We start from the raw sequence: 18069 nt of genomic DNA on the forward strand, positions 1-18069 counted from the left end.
CGGGAACCTAGATCCCTTCTTTTCCGTCGTCAATAAAAGAAGCAGGATTTGTCGAAGGCAAGTTGTGAGTCGCCTGAGCGGAGTTGATGCCTGCCGAGGCCTCGTTGTCAGTGCCGGGCGGCACAATCGCCGTATGACGACGATCGACTGGTCCGAGCTGACCCACGCCTACGGCAGCGCCGAGGACATCCCAGGCCTGTTCGCGCGCCTCGGTGGCGCCGAGGACGAGGCCGTGTGGCAGGAGCTGTGGGGCTCGCTGTGCCACCAGGGCTCGGTGTACGACGCGAGCTGGACGGCGCTGCCCGTGCTCACCGACATCGCGCTGGGCCGGGCGCCGGGCGGGCCGATACAGGCGGTCACCATGGCCGGGCTGATCACCACGGACCCGGACGAGGAGTGCCGGGCGCGGTACGCGCGTGAGATAGGCCAACTGCTGGACGTGGCAAGGGTGTTGCGCGCCGATCCGGGACAGGACGCGCACACCTTCGTGTACCTCCAGATGGCCGTGCTCGCCTTCGAGGGCGGCGACGGGGTGTGGGCCGAGGCGCTGGAGCGGATCAATGCCGAGGAGTACGACCTCGAATGCCCCGAGTGCGAGGAGGGCCTGTTCGTCGCCTTCGGCTCGTACGGCGTCTTCACCTCGGCCGGTGACTACGTGACCGGCACGGGCGAGGAGAAGGAGGTGGACACGGAGGGGCGGACGGAGCTCGTACCGGCCACGCCCGATCGGCTCGACGGCATCGGTGCGCGCCTGCACGGCGAGGCGGTCGAGTTCGGGCAGACGGAGGTGGCGCGGGCGTTGACGTACGTGTTCGGGAGGGCCAGTTGTCCTTCCTGCGAGGCCGAGTTCACCGTCTCCGAAGAGGTCGAGAAGCAGTGGATCTGAGGCCCGAGCGCGTCCGGGTGCCCCGCTCGGGGCAGGGCACCCGGAGGCTCATCAGTGCCTGGCGGGAGGGGTGTCGGCGACCGTGACGTTCACGGCGGCCCAGGCCTTGTCGACGGTCTTGTACGCCGCGCTGTTCGCGCCGTAGAGGTCCGCAGCGGCCTTCAGCGTCGCGAGGCGCGCGTCGTGGAAGTCGGTGGTGGACACCATGTAGCGGGTGAGCGCGCGGTAGAAGATCGCCGTGGCCTTGGTGCGGCCGATGCCGGTGACGGTCGAGCCGTCGTAGGTGGGCGAGTCGTAGGCGAAGCCGCCGATCGTCTTGCGGCCGCTGCCCTCCGCGAGGAGGTAGTAGGCGTGCGAGGAGACTCCGGAACCGGCGTGCACCTCGGCGTCGTACGTCTGCGGCGACCAGTAGTCGATCGTGCCCTCCAGCTTGTCGAGGGAGGGGTGGTCGAGACGGCGTAGGAACTTCTGGGCGAGGCCGAGCTTCTCACCGATCAGGTAGTTCGGCGGGTTCTTGGCGTTGTTGGCGCTGAACTCGACGTTCGAGCCGAAGATGTCCGCGAGGGACTCGTTCAGGGAGCCCGCCTCGCCGTACTGATTGCCGTCCGCGTCGACACGGGTGGGCTCCAGCTTCGCGGTGGCGTCCACGACGCCGTGGGTCAGCTCATGTCCCGTCACGTCGAGGACGACGAGCGGCTTCTTGAACATGTCCCCGTCGCCGTCGCCGTAGAGCATGCAGCCGCAGGTCGAGTCCCAGAAGGCGTTGGCGACCTTGTTGCCGAAGTGGACCATGCCGCGGGCGGCCTTGCCGTTGTTCGCTATGCCCTTGCGGCCGAAGGTCTTCTTGTAGAAGTCCAGGGTCTTGGTGATGCCGTACTGGGCGTCGACGGCGGCGCTGTCGCGGTGCGAGACGGCGCCGTTGCCCCACTTGTCGTTCGTCGTCGTGAACTTCTTGCCCTGCGCGAAGTTCTCCAGTTCCTTCCCCTTGGCGTCGCGGGTCTCGGTGCCCCAGCGGGTCGGATCCTTGAGGAGGTAACTGGTGCGTGCCGTACGGGTGGTGGTCAGCGGCACCTTGCCGACGAAGAGCGAGGTGCCGGTACCCGAGGCGGTGACCGGGTAGTGGACCGCGCGCGTCGCGGCCGCGACTCCGGTGAGGGACTTCGGCTGTACGACCGTGCCGGTGGCGGGGTCCAGGGTCTCGCCGCGCTCGCGCAGGGTGTCGAGCAGCTTGGGCGAGAGGAACTCGTCGCTGTCGGGGGTGTTGCTGCGGACCTTGCCGGTGACGGCGTCGATGACGACGGTCCGGGTGCCGGCGGCCTCGGCGGTGGTGCTGTCGGTGACGGGTACCCGATAGGCGAGGGCGGCTCCCCCGTCCCGGGCGTCCACCACGAGTTCGGCGGTGCCCGCGTCTCCCTTGGCGACGGTGGCGGCCTTCGTCTCGGCCTGACCTGCCGTCAGCTCGGGCCGCGTGGTGGCAGGCCTGACGCTCTGCTCGGCCGCCCGGGTGACGCCGGTGTAGGCCAGGCCGTGGGACAGATGGACGACGAGGTCGCCGCCGAGGACCGGCATGCCCTGATGCGTGCGTATGAAGCGCACATGCCGGGCGCCCTCGGGGTCGATCAGCACGTCCTGGGCCCGGAGTTCATCGCCCCGCGTGACACCTGTCGCCGACGCGTGCGCGAACGCTGCGGCACGCGCGGCCGTGACGACGGACGCGGCCGTAGTACTGGTGCCGGTGCCGGTCGACGTCTCCGCGCGATCCGTCCCCGTGGCCGGTCCCGCGTAGGCCGTTCCGGCCAGCCCCGTGGCGGCCGTCGTCACCGCGACGGCGATCGCCAGGCTGCGTATATGGGGTCCACGCATGGATGAGGGCTCCTCCGTACGAAAGCGGCCGGGATCACCAACCGCCTTGAGACAGGGCGCGGTTGAACGCACCGCACCCAGGGGGCTGGTCGGGCCCCGGACCGAAACCCTCACCCATCCACCATGTACATGTAAAGCCGAAATGAACGGTTTTCGAACCTTTCATGGCAATACTTTGCGCATCCGCATCGCTCAGTGATCAGCGAATGACCAACTGTGCGTCAGCTGTGGAGATGTGACGGGGCGCGAGAAGGTTGCCTCGCCCGACTGTGATCGATCTCGCAAACAGAGAAAAACGGGAGAGAACCGGATGGTCTCAAGAACGGTGCGCAGGGCCACGGCGTCGGCGGTGGCCCTGCTGACGCTCACGGCGGTACCGGCGCATGCCGCGACCCACGAGTCGGACACCACGAGAACCAGCAGCACGGCACCACTACCGGCCCCGAACACGGCCGCGCTTCCGGCCCCCGACATGGCAGGCCTCCGTGCCGTGCTGCGCACGCTCACGGCACAGGGTGCGCCGGGTGCGATCGCCCGCATCGACGACCACGGCACCGTCCGCACGGCCGCCGCGGGCATCGACGACCGTACGACACGCCGGGCCATCGGCAACGCCGACCGCTTCCGCATCGGCAGCGTCACCAAGTCGTTCTCGGCCGTCGTCCTGCTGCAACTGGTCGACGCCCACAAGCTGAACCTGGACGCCTCGGTCGACCGCTACCTGCCGGGCCTGCTCCCCGACAAGCGGATCACCGTGCGCCACGTGCTGAGCCACCGCAGCGGTCTCTACGACTACACGAACTCCATGTTCGCCGGCTCGGTCTCCGGCTTCGAGGCCGTACGCAACAAGGTCTTCACCTACCGGCAGTTGGTACAGCTGTCGCTCCGGCACGCGCGCACCAACGCGCCGGGCGCCGCCTACTCGTACTCGAACACCAACTTCGTGGTCGCCGGGATGCTCATCGAGAAACTGACGGGCCACTCCGTCGGCACCGAGTACCGGAAGCGCGTCATCGAGCCGCTCAAGCTGCGCGACACCTTCTACGTCCACCCGGCCACGAAGATCCCGGGCCGGCACGCCCACGGCTATCTCACCCCGGACCGCGCGGGCGCACCGCTCGTCGACGCCACCGACCAGACGGTCTCCTGGGCGCAGAGCGCGGGCGCGGTCATCTCTACCACCCGCGACCTGAACACCTTCTTCTCCGCGCTGCTCGGCGGCAGGCTCACCTCCGCCGCCCAGCTCGCGCAGATGGAGCGGTGGACCCCGGTCAACAGCACGACGCGCTACGGGCTCGGACTGCGCCGCCGCGATCTGTCCTGCGGTGTCTCCGTGTACGGGCACACGGGCGCGGTCCAGGGTTTCTACACCTACTCCTTCACCTCGAAGGACGGCCGCCGCAGCCTCACCGCGCTGGCCAACACGTCCAACAACGGCACGGTGCTGAACACGATGGCGGGCACCCTGGAGTCGGCGTTCTGCGGCAAGAGGACGAAGGCGATCCCGAGCTCACCGCTCACGGGCCGCGACTCCCACGTCACCGAACGGAACGTGGCCTACGAGGACATCGCGCCGGGGGTCGTACGGGACTGAGGACGCGGTGCGCGGTAGGGGTCGGGGGCTGAGTCGGGGGCGAGGTCGGGCAGCCTCGCTTTCCGACCCTCCCCGCCCTCGCTCCGGCCCCCACCGCGTCCTGCGGGAACCCTCGCGCGCCGACGGGACGTTGAGTGGAGGACGAAGTCCCCCACCGGGGAAGTTCCCTGGGGAAGTCCCCCACCGGGCACGAACAGCGAGGGCGGTGCCATGAACGAGCTGGTGCCGGGCGGCAATCTGCCCCTTCCGGGCGGCGCCCTGAGCCTGCGGGTGCCCGGCCCCTTCGACGTGTCGGCGCTGATCACGGACGAGAGCGGCAAGGTCGGCGGCGACGCGGACTTCGTGTTCTACAACCAGCCGACGGCGCCCGGAGCACGGCTGCGCGACGGCACTCTGGCCATCGACCCGGCCCGGCTGCGCACCGGCGCCGCGCGGGTCACCGTCGTCATCAGTCCGGCCGAGCCCGGCACCCCCTTGGGCCGCCTGCCCGCCCCCACCCTCCATGTGACCGACACCGGCGGCCGACCCCTCACCCGCTTCACCCCACCACACCCCCGGCGGGAGACCGTCCTGCTCCTCGCCGAGCTGTACCGACGCGGGACCGGCTGGAAGCTGCGTGCACTGGGGCAGGGGTACGCCGACGGACTCGCGGGGATCGCGCGGGACTTCGGCGTGGACATCGCCGAGGACGCGACTCCCGCGCCGGCACGAGGGGCGGGAGCGAGAGCCGGAGGGACCGGCGCGGGAGGTGCGGGCTCCGCCACGCCCCGCCCGACACGGGACGCCTCCCCTGCCGCCGCCGCCACCAACCGCACCGACCCCACCAGTTTCCTTGCCCTCGCCAACTCGGCCCGCGCCGGCGCCGGTTCACCGCCCGTCTCCCTCGACCACCGACTCACCGCCGCCGCACAAGCTCACGCCTCCGCCATGGCCGCCGCCGGGCACCTCAGCGTCGAGAGCCGAGACGGCACGTCCGTGTACCAGCGCGTGATCCACGCCGGTTACACCTACCTCACCGTCGGCGAGCACCTGGTCTCCGGCCTGCGCACCCCCGCCGAGGTCGTCGACTACTGTCTGCGCACCGAACGCGCCCGCCGGACGCTGCTGGAGCGGGTCTTCACGCACGCGGGTCTCGCGCAGGCCGTCGATCCCCGCTCCGGTGACATCTACTGGACGGGGTTGTGGGCAAGACCGCTCACCGCGGGCAACCTGGCCCAAACGGCGGACAGGGTCGTCGAGTCGACCAACGCGGAGCGCGCCAGGGCCGGGCTGCGCGCACTCGCCGTGGACCCGCTGCTGGCCGCCGCCGCGCAGGCGCACAGCACCGACATGGTGGCCCGGGCCTTCTATTCGCACACCTCCCCCGACGGCTCGCAGCCCTGGGACCGGGCCGCCGCCGCGGGTGCGCGCAGACGCACGATCGGCGAGAACATCGCGTGCGGTCAGCGAACGCCCGCCGAGGTCGTCGAGGACTGGATGAACAGCCCCGGCCATCGCGCCAACATCCTCAAGCCGGACTTCACCCACATAGGCATCGGCTTCGCGGGCGGCGGACAGATGGGGACGTACTGGACGCAACTCTTCGGCGCCTGACCGCCGGGGAGAGTCACCCGCTCCACGATCTTGGCGGAATGAGATCTTCCGGGTCAGGATGCCCGCATGAAGGGTGATCTGTTTTCCAGTGAGCACATGGTGCAGCCGGCCACCGCGCCGGGCATGACCGTCGAGAATGCCAAGTGCATCAGGTACGCGGTCAACGGCGAGATGCTCGCCCGCCAGGGGGCGATGATCGCCTACCGCGGCAATCTCCAGTTCGAGCGCAAGGGCCAGGGCGTGGGCGGCATGCTCAAGCGCGCGGTCACCGGTGAGGGTCTGCCGCTGATGGTGGTGCGCGGGCAGGGCGAGGCGTGGTTCGCGCACGAGGCGCAGAACTGTTTCGTGGTCGAGATCGACCCCGGTGACGAGTTCACCGTCAACGGCCGCAACGTGCTGTGCTTCGACGCCTCGTTGTCATACGCGATCAAGACGGTGAAGGGCTCCGGCATCGCGGGCGGCGGCCTCTTCAACAGCGTCTTCACCGGGCAGGGCAAGCTGGGTCTGGTCTGCGAGGGCAACCCGCTGGTCATACCGGTCTCGCCGCAGTACCCGGTGTTCGTCGACACGGACGCGGTGGTCGGCTGGTCGGCCCACCTCCAGACCTCGCTGCACCGTTCGCAGTCCATCGGCTCGATGCTGCGCGGCGGTTCGGGCGAGGCCGTCCAACTCATGCTCCAGGGTGAGGGGTTCGTCGTCGTACGACCGAGCGAGGAGACCCCGCAGAAGGCGCAGCAGCACTGAGGGTCATCGCTGGATGCGTCGCGCACTCCGAAACGTGTTGACCTGCGTGTCCTTTACGAGTCAGGGTCGAACCGGCACGGGTCACCTGTCCCCGTGCCGGAAGGATGACTGCCTTGATCGGCATCTCGGAGATCGAAGCCGCCGCCGAGCGGATCGCCGGACACGTCGTACGCACCCCGACCCTGCGGAGCTTCGGGCTCTCCGAGCTGCTCGGCGTCCCGGTCACGACGAAGCTGGAGCTGTTGCAGCGCACGGGTTCCTTCAAGGCGCGCGGTGCGACGGCGAAACTGCTGTCGCTCGGCGAGGCCGAGTTGGCGGCCGGGGTGGTGGCGGTGAGCGGCGGCAATCACGGGATCGCGCTCGCGGTCATGGCGGCGGCGCTCGATGTGAAGGCGACCGTGGTCATGCCGCGTTCGGCGCCGGCGCGGTCCGTCGCACTGGTGGAGGCGGCGGGCGCGTCACTGCGGCTGACGGACGACATGCCGAGCGCGTTCGCTCTGGTGAACCGGTTGCGGGACGAGGGGCTGACCCTGGTCCACCCGTTCGACGACCCGGTGGTGATCGCCGGACAGGGCACCGTGGGGCTGGAGTTCGCGGAGGACGCCGGTGAACTCACCGACGTCCTGGTCAGCATCGGCGGCGGCGGCCTGATCGCCGGCGTCGCCGCCGCCCTGCACGCCCGGCGCCCCGGAATCCGGGTCTGGGGTGTGGAGACCGAGGGTGCCGTGGCCATGTCCGCGGCGCTCGCGGCGGGCCGTCCGGTGCCGGTCACCCCCTCGTCGATCGTGACCACGCTCAGCGCGCCGGCCGTGTCGCAGCTGACGTACGACCATGTGTCGGCCCTCGTCACCGAGGTGCTGACCGTCCCCGACCGGGAGGCCGTGCAAGGCTGCCTCGACCTCGCCGAGCACGCCAAGGTGTGGACCGAGCCCGCCGCCGGCTGTCTGCTGCCCGCCGCTCGACAGGTGCTGGAGCGGGTCGGCGACGGCGCCCGGCTCGGCCTGGTGGTCTGCGGGGGCAACGCGACCGTCGGGGAGATCGCGGCCTGGTCGGAAGGCTTCGGATTGCGCTGACTTCCCGTCAACTCTCTTCGTGCACAGGATCGTTGACAGGCTCGTGGACAGATCCCTTGACTACGTTGTCGACAAAGACCCGTGTATTCATGGTCTTCACGCCTGCGTTTACCGCCGGTTACCACCAGGTAGGGCGCCGATATTCCACCGCGGAAGCCCCCCTGGCGAATTCACCCGCCCCGGGACACGAGCGCCGACCTGGGACCTCCCCGCGACTCGATTTTTGTCGCACACCTGCTCGCCGCCGTTGAATAAAAGGCAAGAAACTCCGGGGAATTGGGCTTCCTTTGAACGCAGCCCAGCACATCCACCGTACTTCTGTGAAAGGTGAGAGCCAGGGGTTCAGCAAGGGATGGCCATGGTCGAGACGCACGTCTCCGCACACGAGTCGGTCGCCGGCAGATACCGGCCCATGGAGGTCGCGCACCGCGAGACCAACCGTGTCTCCTGGTACGGCGAGGACATGATCGACGAACGCCCCTGCCTCCTCACGCAGGTGACCCTCCCCGCCGCCCCGGACGGGGAGAGCGCCGGCCGGATCACCGCCGGCATCCGGCGCACCACCGACGTCATGGTGCTGCTCTGCCCCACCCGGGTCGCGCCGGTCGTCGACGCCGTCGAGGAGGCCGGCACGCTGTGGACCGTCACCGACTGGATCGACGGCACCCCGCTCGGCCAACTCCTCGCCCAGCAGGGCACGTTCCACTACGTCCGGGCCGCCCGCATCGGGCTCGAACTGCTCGACATCCTGGAGTCCGCGCACAGCGAGGGCATCACGCACGGCGAACTCAGCCCGGGCCAGGTGTTCGTGCGGGACCGGGGCGGGGTCGTCCTCACCGGCTTCGGACTCGCGGGCGCCACCCTCGCGCCGCGGATCACCGCGCCGTCGTACGCCTCGCCGGAACAGGCCAGGGACGAGCGCATCGGTCCGGCCGCCGACCTGTGGGCGCTGGGCGCGATCCTCTACACGCTGGTCGAGGGACACCCGCCGTTCCGCGACCGGGGCCGCCCCGAGGCGACCATGAAGGGCGTCGACCGGCTCCCGATGCGCGGCCCGTCGCGCGCCGGGCCGCTGGCGCAGGTCGTGCAGGGGCTGCTGCGCAAGAACTCCCGGGAGCGGCTGACCCGCCCGGTGGTCCGCGAGTCCCTCACCCGCATCCTGAACGACGACCCGTACGCCGACCGCGAGGCGGTCCCGCTGCCCCGGTTGCGGCGGGCCTACGACGCCGTGCGCGGGGCGGGGACCACCTGGAGCGGCCGAGGCATGGCCGCCGGGACCGCCCTCGCCGTCGGCACCGTCACGGTCGCCGTCCTCGCCGCCACCCACCAGCTGCCCGGCACCGAGACCTCGGCGGCGGGCTCCCCCTCGCCGCTCCCGTCCGCCTCCGCGTCCGCCTCGGTCAGCACCCCCGGCGAGAACGTCGACGGTCACGCCTACTCCCCGTCCGCCACGCCGTCGCCCACATCCCCCGCCTCGCCGTCCCCTTCCGTGTCCGCCTCGCCCTCCGTGACCGCGTCCCCCTCCCCCACCGCCTCGGCGCTGCCGGCCGGCTTCCGGGTGTTCAAGGCGTCGCAGGGTTTCTCCGTCGCGCTCCCCAAGGGCTGGAAGGTGCTGGAGACCCAGACGGCGTCCGACGCCTACCGGGTCACCTTCGGCGCCACGGGCGACCCGCGCACGCTGGCCGTGACGTACAGCACACAGGCGGGCCCGGACCCGGTCGCCATCTGGCGTGACGACGTCCTGCCGGGACTGAAGCAGACCGAGGGTTTTCAGCAGATCGGCGACATCCAGGCCACCACGTACCAGGGCGACAAGGCGGCCGACCTGGAGTGGTTCTCCGGAACCGACGACGACCGGGTGCGTACGCTCGGGCGCGGGTTCCTGATCGGCGGCGGGCGCAGTTTCTCGCTACGGTGGACGACGCCCGCCGACGAATGGAACGACGCGGCCAACCGTCAGGCCCTGCAGACCTTCTTCAAGACCTTCCGGCGGGAATCGAACTGACGGCACGGGCCGCGCCGCGAGGGCCGGGCGCTCAAACCAGCGGCAATGGGTGGATATAGGCTGCCTGTTCGCACCATGCCTCATCACAAGCCCAGGAGAGTCCGCCTTGACCGTAGTGATCGACCAGGCCGAGACGTCCTTCACCGCCCTCGACGACGCCGGCCTCGTCGCCCGGGACGCGCACGAGTTCGGAGCCTACGCCCGCACCGGCGGCTGGGCGTTCGGCCTCAAGGTGGCGCGCAGCGTCCGGCCCGGCGGGCAGAGCGCGGACGAGACGTCCAAGGTGTCCGCGAAGGAGTTCGCCGAACTCGCCGACTGCTCCCCCGAGCGCGTCATGCGCTACTACAAGGCCTGGGACCGGGCCGCGGACGACGGTCTCGTCCCGCACTTCGAGGAACTGGCCCCCGGCCAGGAGGTCGAACTCCCGGACGCCGACGTGTGGTTGAACTACTACGTCTCCCGTTCCAGCGCCACCTCGGAACGCGGCACCGCCATCTCGGAGGCCGCCGAGGCCGAGGGCATCCGCCCCACCAAGGCGCTGGAGGTCGCGGAGAACCCGACCGCGCTGCGCGCCGCGATCCTCGCCGACCCGTCCACCGCGCGGGCGGCCCGCCAGGCCCTGCTGGACCGCGTCCGCGAGGACCCGGAACTCCAGTCCGAGCTGGCCCGGGACGTCGTACGCACCGACGACCTGAAGAAGGCGGTGGCGACGGAGAGCCGCTCGGCGGACCGGATCGGATACGTCCGCCAGATCGCCGAGTCGGGCCAGATCAAGACCCCCGCCGGCCAGACCGTCGACGCGCCTGTCGACCTGCGCCAGGAGGCCGAGCGGCACCTGTCGCTCCTCGACGAGCTGGAGGACGGCGAGGACACCGGCGGGTGGGCCACCGAGGCCTACGACACGATGAAGAACCTGGTCGTCGAGGCGGTCGAGGCCGACCCCGAACTGCGCGTCCAGGAGAAGCGGACGAAGTTCTACAGCAGCCTGCAGAAGGCCACGAAGGCGTTCGAGGAGCTGACCTTCGACGACGCCCAGGACTTCTACGAGGACGACATGGTCCAGCGTCTGGAGGAGCTCCAGCAGGCCATCGACAGCTGCCTGAACGCGCTGCGCAAGACCACCACTCCGGCTGAGTAGCCGTACTCATGTAGCGAGTTGGGCCTTCGGACACGATGGGGCTCCCCACGACAAGGGAGCCCCATCGTGTCCGTTCTTCCCTCCGCACCGCGGCGCCGTCTGCCCGCCGCCATGGTCGCGCTGGTGGTCGTCGGCATGGCCCTCTCCGCCTGGCAGCCGCACGACCGCACGACGTGGTTCCTGGAGACCGTGTGGGTCTTCGTCGGACTCCCGGTGATCGTCCTGACCTGGCGCCGCTTCCCGATGACCGGCCTGCTGTGCTGTCTGCTCGCCGCGCACGCGCTGGTCCTCGCCGTGGGCGGCCACTACACGTACGCGGAGGTACCGGCGGGCGACTGGGTCCGCGACACCTTCGGCCTCAGCCGCAATCCCTACGACCGTCTCGGCCACCTCATGCAGGGCTTCGTACCGGCGGTCCTGGTACGGGAGTTGCTCACTCGCACCTCCCCCCTGCGCGGCAGCCGCTGGCTGGCGCCGCTCACCGTGTGCGCGTGTCTCGCCTTCAGCGCCCTGTTCGAGCTCTTCGAGTGGGCGGCGGCCGTGATCGGCGGACACGGCGCGGACGCGTTCCTGGCGACCCAGGGGGATGTGTGGGACACGCAGTGGGACATGTTCTGCGCGCTGATCGGGGCCACGGTCTCGGTGCTGCTGCTCAGCCGCGTCCACGACCGGCAGATGGCGCGGCTCGGTGTCGTCAGCTCGTATATCGGTGCCGTGCCCACAGCGGCAGTACGAACCAGCACAGCAGGTACCAGGTGACGACCCCCGCGACCAACCAGGGCACATACGCGTCGTGGGTCGCGACCCGGAGGACTAGCAGCAGCGCGGAGGTCATCGTGGCGAGCAGCAGGACGAGGCCGACGAAGGTCAGCCGGGACGCCCAGCGCACCGCCTGGGGTTTCACGCTCCGGCCGGAGACCACGCGGTGCAGGGATACCGGGCCGATCAGGGCGCCGGTGGCGGTGGCGCCGAGGACGACGGTGACGAGGTAGAGGACCTGGTTCGCGTGCTCCAGCTGCGCGTACTTCGGGGTGAAGACGACGGTGAGGAGGAACCCGAACAGGATCTGTACGCCGGTCTGCGCGACCCGGACCTCCTGGATGAGCTCGCCCCACATCCGGTCCGCCCGCTCGTCCTCGGACTCGTCGCGCCCCGTCCGTCGATCTTCCTCCTGGGTCATGCGGTCCGTGTAACCGGACCGCCGACCTTTCAAACGGAGGACCGTTCCAACGAAACCTGGGGCCTACCAGCGGCTCTCCACCTGGTCCTTGATGCGGCGGTCGTAGAGGTCCCGGATCGCGGTGAGCGTGTCCTCGGAGAGGGCGGGCAGCTTGGCCGCCGCCGCGTTGGCGCGGGCCTGTTCGGGTGAGCGGGCGCCGGGGATCACCGTGGTGACACCGGGCTGGTCGATGATCCAGCGCAGGGCCAGCTGGGCCGGGGTGTACCCCTCCGGGGCGAGCGCGGAGAACTCGGCGGCGGCCTCGACACCGGTCGTGTAGTCGACGCCGGAGAAGGTCTCGCCCTGGTCGAAGGCCTCGCCGTGCCGGTTGTAGGTGCGGTGGTCGTTCTCCGGGAAGACCGTGTCCTTGGTGTACTTGCCGGACAGCAGGCCCGACGCGAGCGGCACGCGCGCGATGATGCCGACGCCCGCCTCCTGGGCGGCCGGGAGCACCTGGAGCAGGGGCTTCATGCGAAAGGCGTTGAGGATGATCTGCACGCTGGTCACGTTCGGCCGGGCGATCGCGGTGAGGGCTTCCTCGCAGGTCTCGACGCTGACGCCGTATCGGGCGATGCGCTCCTCCGCGACCAGGGTGTCGAGGGCGTCGAACACCTCGTCCGAGGAGTAGACCGCCGTGGGCGGGCAGTGCAGCTGCACGAGGTCGATACGGTCGACGCCGAGGTTGCGGCGCGAACGGTCGTTCCACGCGCGGAAGTTGTCGAGGACGTAGTTCTCCGGGATCTGGTCGACGCGGCGGCCCATCTTCGTCGCGACCAGGACATGCAGATCGGGCCGCCCGCTCAGGAAGGCGGCGATGGTCTGCTCGCTGCGCCCGTCGCCGTACACGTCGGCCGTGTCGAAGAAGGTCACCCCCGACTCCGCCGCCGCCTCCAGTACGGCGAGGGCTTCCTTGTCGTCGACGTCTCCCCAGTCGGCGCCCAGCTGCCAGGTGCCGAGACCGACGACGGACAGCTGCTGATGCGACCTGCCGATTACACGTTCGTCCATGCCCTCAGTCTGTCATCCGCCACTGACATGCGCGGATCGGGCTCCGCCGGGCCGCGACCTGTGAATCTTTCACTCACACGAGTGAACCCATTCGACAGGATGCCTACTCGTGTCAACACACACCTAGCGTGTGCGCGTGACCGATCATGTGGCGAACAACCTCCAACCGGGGAACGGCAGTTCCGCTCCCTGGACCCGTCGCGGCTTCCTCCTCTCGGCGGCGGCCCTGGCCGCCGTACCCGTACTCCTGACGGCCGATCCCGCCGTCGCGGCGGCCGAGCTGCCCGACTTCCCGGCCGACGTCGACCTCTACCGCTCGGCATACCGGAACTGGGTCGGCGAGATCACCGCCGACGGCCTCTGGGCGTGTGCGCCGACCGACGCCGACCAGGTGGTCTCCGTCGTCAACTGGGCCTGGCAGCACGGCTGGCGGGTCCGCCCCCGCGGCTCCTCGCACGGCTGGTCACCACTCACGATCGAATCCGGTACGACGTCCGACGCGCCAGTACTGCTGGTCGACACCGCCCCGCACCTCACCGGCCTGACCCTGGACTCCGCCTCGGCCGTGCGGGCCGGCACCGGGATCACCCTGGAGGCGCTGCTCACCTTCCTGGAGGGCCACGGCCTCGGTCTCACCGCCTCCCCCGCGCCCGGCGATCTGACGCTCGGCGGCGCCCTGGCCATCGACGCGCACGGCACGGCCGTACCGGCGCACGGCGAGCAGCGGACCGCCGGGCACACCTTCGGGTCGCTCAGCAATCTGGTGCTGTCGCTCACGGCGGTGGTGTGGGACACGGACACCGGCGCGTACGTGCTGCGGACCTACACCCGCGACGAGGCGGACTGCGCGGCGCTCCTCGCGCATCTGGGGCGTGCGCTGGTCACCGAGGTCGTGCTGCGGGTCGGGGCGAACGCCAACCTGCGCTGCGTCAGCCGTACGGACATCCCGGCCACCGAACTGTTCGGGGCCCCCGGCTCCGGCGGGCGGACCTTCGCGAGCTTCCTGGACGCGTCGGGGCGGGCCGAGGCGATCTGGTTCGCGTTCACCGAGTTCCCCTGGCTGAAGGTGTGGAGCGTCGCACCGACCCGGCCGCTCATCTCGCGGCACGTCACATCGCCGTACAACTACCCGTTCTCCGACAACGTGCCGACGCTGATCGCGGATCTCGTCGGGCGGATCCTGTCCGATGCGGCGTGGTATCTGGCGCCGGTGCTGGGCAACGCCCAACTCGACGTGGCCGCCCTGGGGTTGACGACGACACTGTCGGCGGACATCTGGGGTCCTTCGAAGAACACGCTGCTCTACATCAAGCCGACGACCCTGCGCGAGACCGCGAACGGCTACGCGGTGCTGACCTCGGGGGCCCAAGTGCAGCGCGTGGTCCACGAGTTCACCGAGTTCTACCAGGAACGGCTCACCGCCTACGCCGCACTCGGCCGCTTCCCCGTCAACGGCACCGTCGAGATCCGGGTCACCGGCCTCGACCACCCCGCCGACACCGAACTGGCAGGCGCCCGCGCCCCGTTGCTGTCCGCACTGCGGCCGAGCACCGAGCACCCGGAGTGGGACACGGCGATCTGGCTGGACGTCCTGACCCTGCCCGGCACGCCGTACGCGGAGGAGTTCCTAAGGGAGTTGGAGCAGTTCCTGTACCGCTCCTACGACGGCACCGATGCCCTGACCCGGGTCGAGTGGTCGAAGGGCTGGGCCTACACCGAGCAGGCCGCGTGGAGCGACGAGGAGGTGCTGGGCACGGCGATCCCGGGCTCGTTCGGGGAGTCGGTGTGGGGGCAGGCGGCGGGGACCTTCGACCGGCTGGACCCGCACGGGGTGTTCGGGAACGCCTTCCTGGACCGGCTGTTCGGGTAGCACTGACTAGGCTGTCTCCGGGTCCTTGAGCTGGGGAGAGTTGTGAGCAGTTGGTCGACCGCCTTGACGAAGGCGGGCATCACCGATCCGCGACTGCGGCGAGCCTACGACGCCCAGCGCGGGATCGTGCGCAAGTACGCGCTGCACGAGTACGTGGCGGTACGGCTGTTGCTTCCGGCGGAACTGCATCCACCGGTCGTCGCCGCGGTGGCCTACATGCACGCGACCGACGAACTGATCGACACCGGTGCCGTGGACGCGCGTACGGCGGCCCTCGCCTCCTGGGACGCCGAGACCACGGCCGCCCTGGAGAGCGGCGAACAGCCCGGCCAGGACACCCTGTTGGCGCTCTGGGACACCACGCGCCGTCGCCCGCACATGGCGGCCCGGGTGCGCGCCTTCCTCGACGGCGCTCCCGTCGAGGCGAGTTGGACCGGCTTCGAGACGGAGGCCGACTTCCAGGCGTACGTGGACGGTTACTCGCTGCCCGGCCTGATGCTGACCGCGTCGCTGCTCGCACCGGCCGACCCCGACGCGTACGAGTCGTACGTCAAGGGCTGCCGGGACCTGATCGAGGGCTGGCAGCGCAGTGACTTCCTCGCCGACCTCTGCGAGGACGCCGACAACGACCGCATCGGCATCCCACGGGACGAACTCGCCCGGCACGGGCTGAAGTTCGAGGACCTGCGCAGCAAGTCACCGGCGTGCGTACCGGCGTTGGACCACGTGGTGCGGGCACAGGCCGACCTCGCGGAGACCACGCTCGCCGACTGCCGTACGCTTCCCGCGCTTGTGGCGGCGGAACACCGGCCGTTCCTCGACGCGTTGATCGCCGTCCAGGAACTGCGGCTCGGCGCGGTGCGACGCGAAGGGGGCAGGGTTCTGCTGCACGACACGGGTCCCGCGACGTTGGCCACGCTGCGGGTCCTGGCCCGGCAGTACCGCAAGGCGCGCCGCTACGCCTAGGGCGTCAAGTGCGCCTGCACGGTGGGCCCGTAGCGGTCCACGATGGTGTCGATCGCGGTGGCGCGCAGCCGGGTGCCGCGGGCGATGCCGTACATGACGCCGAGGCCGAGCAGGGTCGCGACGGCGAGTTCGGCGCGCAGGGCGGGGTCCGGGCCGGACAGGCGCCCGGCGAGGCGATCGACCACCTGCGCGCGGAAGTTGACGCGCAGGATGTCACCGTGGTCGCCCTGGAGGGGAGCGAACGCGATCCGCAGCAGCGGGTCGGCGCCGCGCTCGCGCTGGCTGACGAGGACGTGCCGGACCATGTGGCGGCCGAGGCCGTCGAGCGGGGCGTCGAGGAGGTCCTCGGCGTCGGTCTCGAAGGACATGACGCGGGCGAAGAGGGCGTCCTTGTTGCCGAAGTACTTGAGGATCAACGGCGCGCTGACACCGGCGCGTTCGGCGACGGCCTTGAGGGTGATGTCGGCGTGCGCGTTCCGCGCGAGGAGATAGCGGGCGGCTCTGAGGATGGCCGCCTTGGTCGCCTCGGCGTCCCGGCGTACGGGCGGGGATGCGGTGGGTGGCGTGGTGGGTGGAGGGGTGCTCACGGCCCTCATGCTCCCTCCAGCGCCTGGTCCCGCGCGCCCTCCGTGCGGTCCCCGGCGCGCCGGGTGTCGCCGGAGACGGGGTCGCCCGGGATGGTCAGTGCCGCCGCGCTCGCCACCAGGGCGATCACGCCCGCGATGCCGAACGCCATCAGGTATCCGTGCAGCGTAGGCAGCGGGAGCCCGCCGACCAGGCTGGTGTGGTGCACCAGTACGGCGGCCACCACGGCGCTGGAGACGGCCTGGCCGATGGTGCGCATCAGGACGTTGACCCCGTTCGCGGACGCGGTCTGGCCGGCCGGGACGGCACGCAGGATGAGCGTGGGAAGCGCCGAGTAGGCGAAGGTGGTGCCGCTGGCCACGATCGTCGCGCCCAGGATGATCGTCCACAGGTCACGGCTGTAGGCGATGCGCACCACATAGCCCAGCGCGATGATCACGGCTCCGAGGGCGAGCGTGATGCGCGGACCGCGGGCCGCCGAGATCCGGGCCGAGACGGGTGAGAGCAGCAGCATGGTGATGCCGCCGGGCAGCAGGCACAGCCCGGTCTGGACGATGGACAGTCCCAGCCCGTACCCGGTCGCCTTGGGCGCCTGCACCAGCTGGGCGGTGACGAGGGAGTTGGCGTAGAACGCGAAGCCGGTCAGCAGGGCCGCCACATGGGACAGACCCACCCGGGGCCGGGACACCAACCGCAGGTCCACCAGCGGGAGTTCGGTACGCAGCTGCTGCCACCACCACAGGCCGAACACGACGACCGTGGCGAGGAAGAGCCCCAGGATCCGCGGACTCCCCCATCCCCACTGACCGCCCTGCGACACCCCGAGCAGCAGACACACCAGTCCTGCGGCGAGTCCCAGCGCGCCGAGCACGTCGAAGCGGCCCGGCTCCCGGACGGGCGACTCGCGCACCGCCCACCAGATCCCCCACACACCGATCGCACCGAGCGCGCTGGTCGCCCAGAACATGACGTGCCAGTTGGCGTACTGCACGATCAGCGCCGCGAGCGGCAGTCCGAGCGCGGCGCCGATACCGACCGTGGAGCTCATGAACGCCACCGCGCTGCCCCGGCGCTCCGGCGGCAGTTCGTCCCGCAGGATGCTGATCGACAGGGGTACGACGGCTGCGGCGGCGCCTTGCAGGGCGCGGGCGAAGATCAGGACGCGGATGTCGGAGGACAGGGCGCACATCACCGAGCCGACGGTCATCAGGCCCAGGGCGCCGGTCAGGACCCGCCGCTTGCCGTACATGTCGCCGGCCCGGCCGAGCACGGGGGTGAGGACGGCGCCGGAGAGCAGGGTCGCGGTGACCATCCAGGAGACGGCGCCCGCGGAGGAGTGGGTCAGCCGGGGCAGGGACGGCAGCAGCGGGACGACCACGGTCTGCATGACCGCCATGAGGATCCCGCCGAACGCCAGCACCGGAACGGTGAGCCGGTCCCGCAAGGGGCTCCGCCCGGCGAGGCTGCCGGACGGGTCGGGTATCGGGACGGGCTGGCCCATGGGCACTCCAGCTGGCATGAAAAA

15 protein-coding genes are annotated in these 18069 nt (G+C 70.5%); 10 read left to right on the plus strand and 5 right to left on the minus strand.

Annotated elements, in window-relative coordinates:
- Nucleotides 1–133: 133 nt before the first annotated feature.
- Nucleotides 134–886: a hypothetical protein gene (locus OG588_RS02825; RefSeq protein ID WP_405945867.1), complete on the plus strand. Its 753-nt coding sequence runs from the start codon at nucleotides 134–136 to the stop codon at nucleotides 884–886.
- Between the two features lie 51 nt (nucleotides 887–937).
- Here the strand turns inward: OG588_RS02825 and OG588_RS02830 are convergent, their stop codons facing one another.
- Nucleotides 938–2749, minus strand: a complete 1812-nt coding sequence (locus OG588_RS02830; protein WP_405945868.1) for a M4 family metallopeptidase — start codon at nucleotides 2747–2749, stop codon at nucleotides 938–940.
- Nucleotides 2750–3059: 310 nt separating this feature from the next.
- Here OG588_RS02830 and OG588_RS02835 point away from each other — a divergent pair, with 310 nt between their 5' ends.
- From OG588_RS02835 to OG588_RS02865, 7 genes are all read left to right on the plus strand, one after another.
- Nucleotides 3060–4343, plus strand: a complete 1284-nt coding sequence (locus OG588_RS02835) for a serine hydrolase domain-containing protein (protein WP_405945869.1) — start codon at nucleotides 3060–3062, stop codon at nucleotides 4341–4343.
- Nucleotides 4344–4553: 210 nt separating this feature from the next.
- On the plus strand, nucleotides 4554–5936 hold the full coding sequence (locus OG588_RS02840; RefSeq protein WP_405945870.1) for a CAP domain-containing protein: 1383 nt from the start codon (nucleotides 4554–4556) through the stop codon (nucleotides 5934–5936).
- Between the two features lie 66 nt (nucleotides 5937–6002).
- Entirely contained in the window at nucleotides 6003–6680 is a 678-nt protein-coding gene (locus OG588_RS02845) for an AIM24 family protein (RefSeq protein WP_019057080.1), read from the plus strand.
- 113 nt (nucleotides 6681–6793) lie between these two features.
- Nucleotides 6794–7753, plus strand: a complete 960-nt coding sequence (locus OG588_RS02850; protein ID WP_405945871.1) for a threonine/serine dehydratase — start codon at nucleotides 6794–6796, stop codon at nucleotides 7751–7753.
- Between the two features lie 352 nt (nucleotides 7754–8105).
- Nucleotides 8106–9758 (plus strand): protein kinase domain-containing protein, encoded by a 1653-nt coding sequence (locus OG588_RS02855; protein ID WP_405945872.1) that lies wholly within the window; start codon nucleotides 8106–8108, stop codon nucleotides 9756–9758.
- 115 nt (nucleotides 9759–9873) lie between these two features.
- Nucleotides 9874–10896 carry a hypothetical protein gene (locus OG588_RS02860; protein ID WP_405953039.1) on the plus strand — a complete coding sequence of 341 codons (1023 nt, stop codon included), beginning with the start codon at nucleotides 9874–9876 and terminating at the stop codon, nucleotides 10894–10896.
- Between the two features lie 111 nt (nucleotides 10897–11007).
- Entirely contained in the window at nucleotides 11008–11655 is a 648-nt protein-coding gene (locus OG588_RS02865; RefSeq protein ID WP_405953040.1) for a DUF2238 domain-containing protein, read from the plus strand.
- Here the strand turns inward: OG588_RS02865 and OG588_RS02870 are convergent.
- Entirely contained in the window at nucleotides 11591–12076 is a 486-nt protein-coding gene (locus tag OG588_RS02870) for a DUF6328 family protein (RefSeq protein ID WP_405945873.1), read from the minus strand. The genes OG588_RS02865 and OG588_RS02870 overlap by 65 nt on opposite strands.
- A gap of 63 nt (nucleotides 12077–12139) precedes the next feature.
- Nucleotides 12140–13123, minus strand: a complete 984-nt coding sequence (locus OG588_RS02875) for an aldo/keto reductase (protein WP_405945874.1) — start codon at nucleotides 13121–13123, stop codon at nucleotides 12140–12142.
- A 136-nt stretch (nucleotides 13124–13259) separates the two neighbouring features.
- On the opposite strand from OG588_RS02875, the gene OG588_RS02880 reads away from it, so the two are divergent.
- A complete protein-coding gene (locus OG588_RS02880) occupies nucleotides 13260–14993 on the plus strand; it encodes a cholesterol oxidase substrate-binding domain-containing protein (RefSeq protein ID WP_405945875.1) in 1734 nt (577 codons plus the stop codon).
- Between the two features lie 42 nt (nucleotides 14994–15035).
- Nucleotides 15036–15959, plus strand: a complete 924-nt coding sequence (locus OG588_RS02885) for a phytoene/squalene synthase family protein (protein WP_405945876.1) — start codon at nucleotides 15036–15038, stop codon at nucleotides 15957–15959.
- Here OG588_RS02885 and OG588_RS02890 read toward each other — a convergent pair.
- Complete coding sequence (locus OG588_RS02890) at nucleotides 15956–16555, minus strand: TetR family transcriptional regulator (protein WP_405945877.1); 600 nt, start codon at nucleotides 16553–16555, stop codon at nucleotides 15956–15958. The genes OG588_RS02885 and OG588_RS02890 overlap by 4 nt on opposite strands.
- Nucleotides 16552–18045, minus strand: coding sequence for an MFS transporter (locus OG588_RS02895; RefSeq protein WP_405945878.1), 1494 nt, complete (start codon nucleotides 18043–18045; stop codon nucleotides 16552–16554). The genes OG588_RS02890 and OG588_RS02895 overlap by 4 nt, the downstream gene beginning before the upstream one ends.
- Between the last annotated feature and the right edge of the window lie 24 nt (nucleotides 18046–18069).

Source organism: Streptomyces prunicolor, from assembly GCF_045162825.1.
GTDB classification, from domain to species: Bacteria; Actinomycetota; Actinomycetes; order Streptomycetales; family Streptomycetaceae; genus Streptomyces; species Streptomyces prunicolor.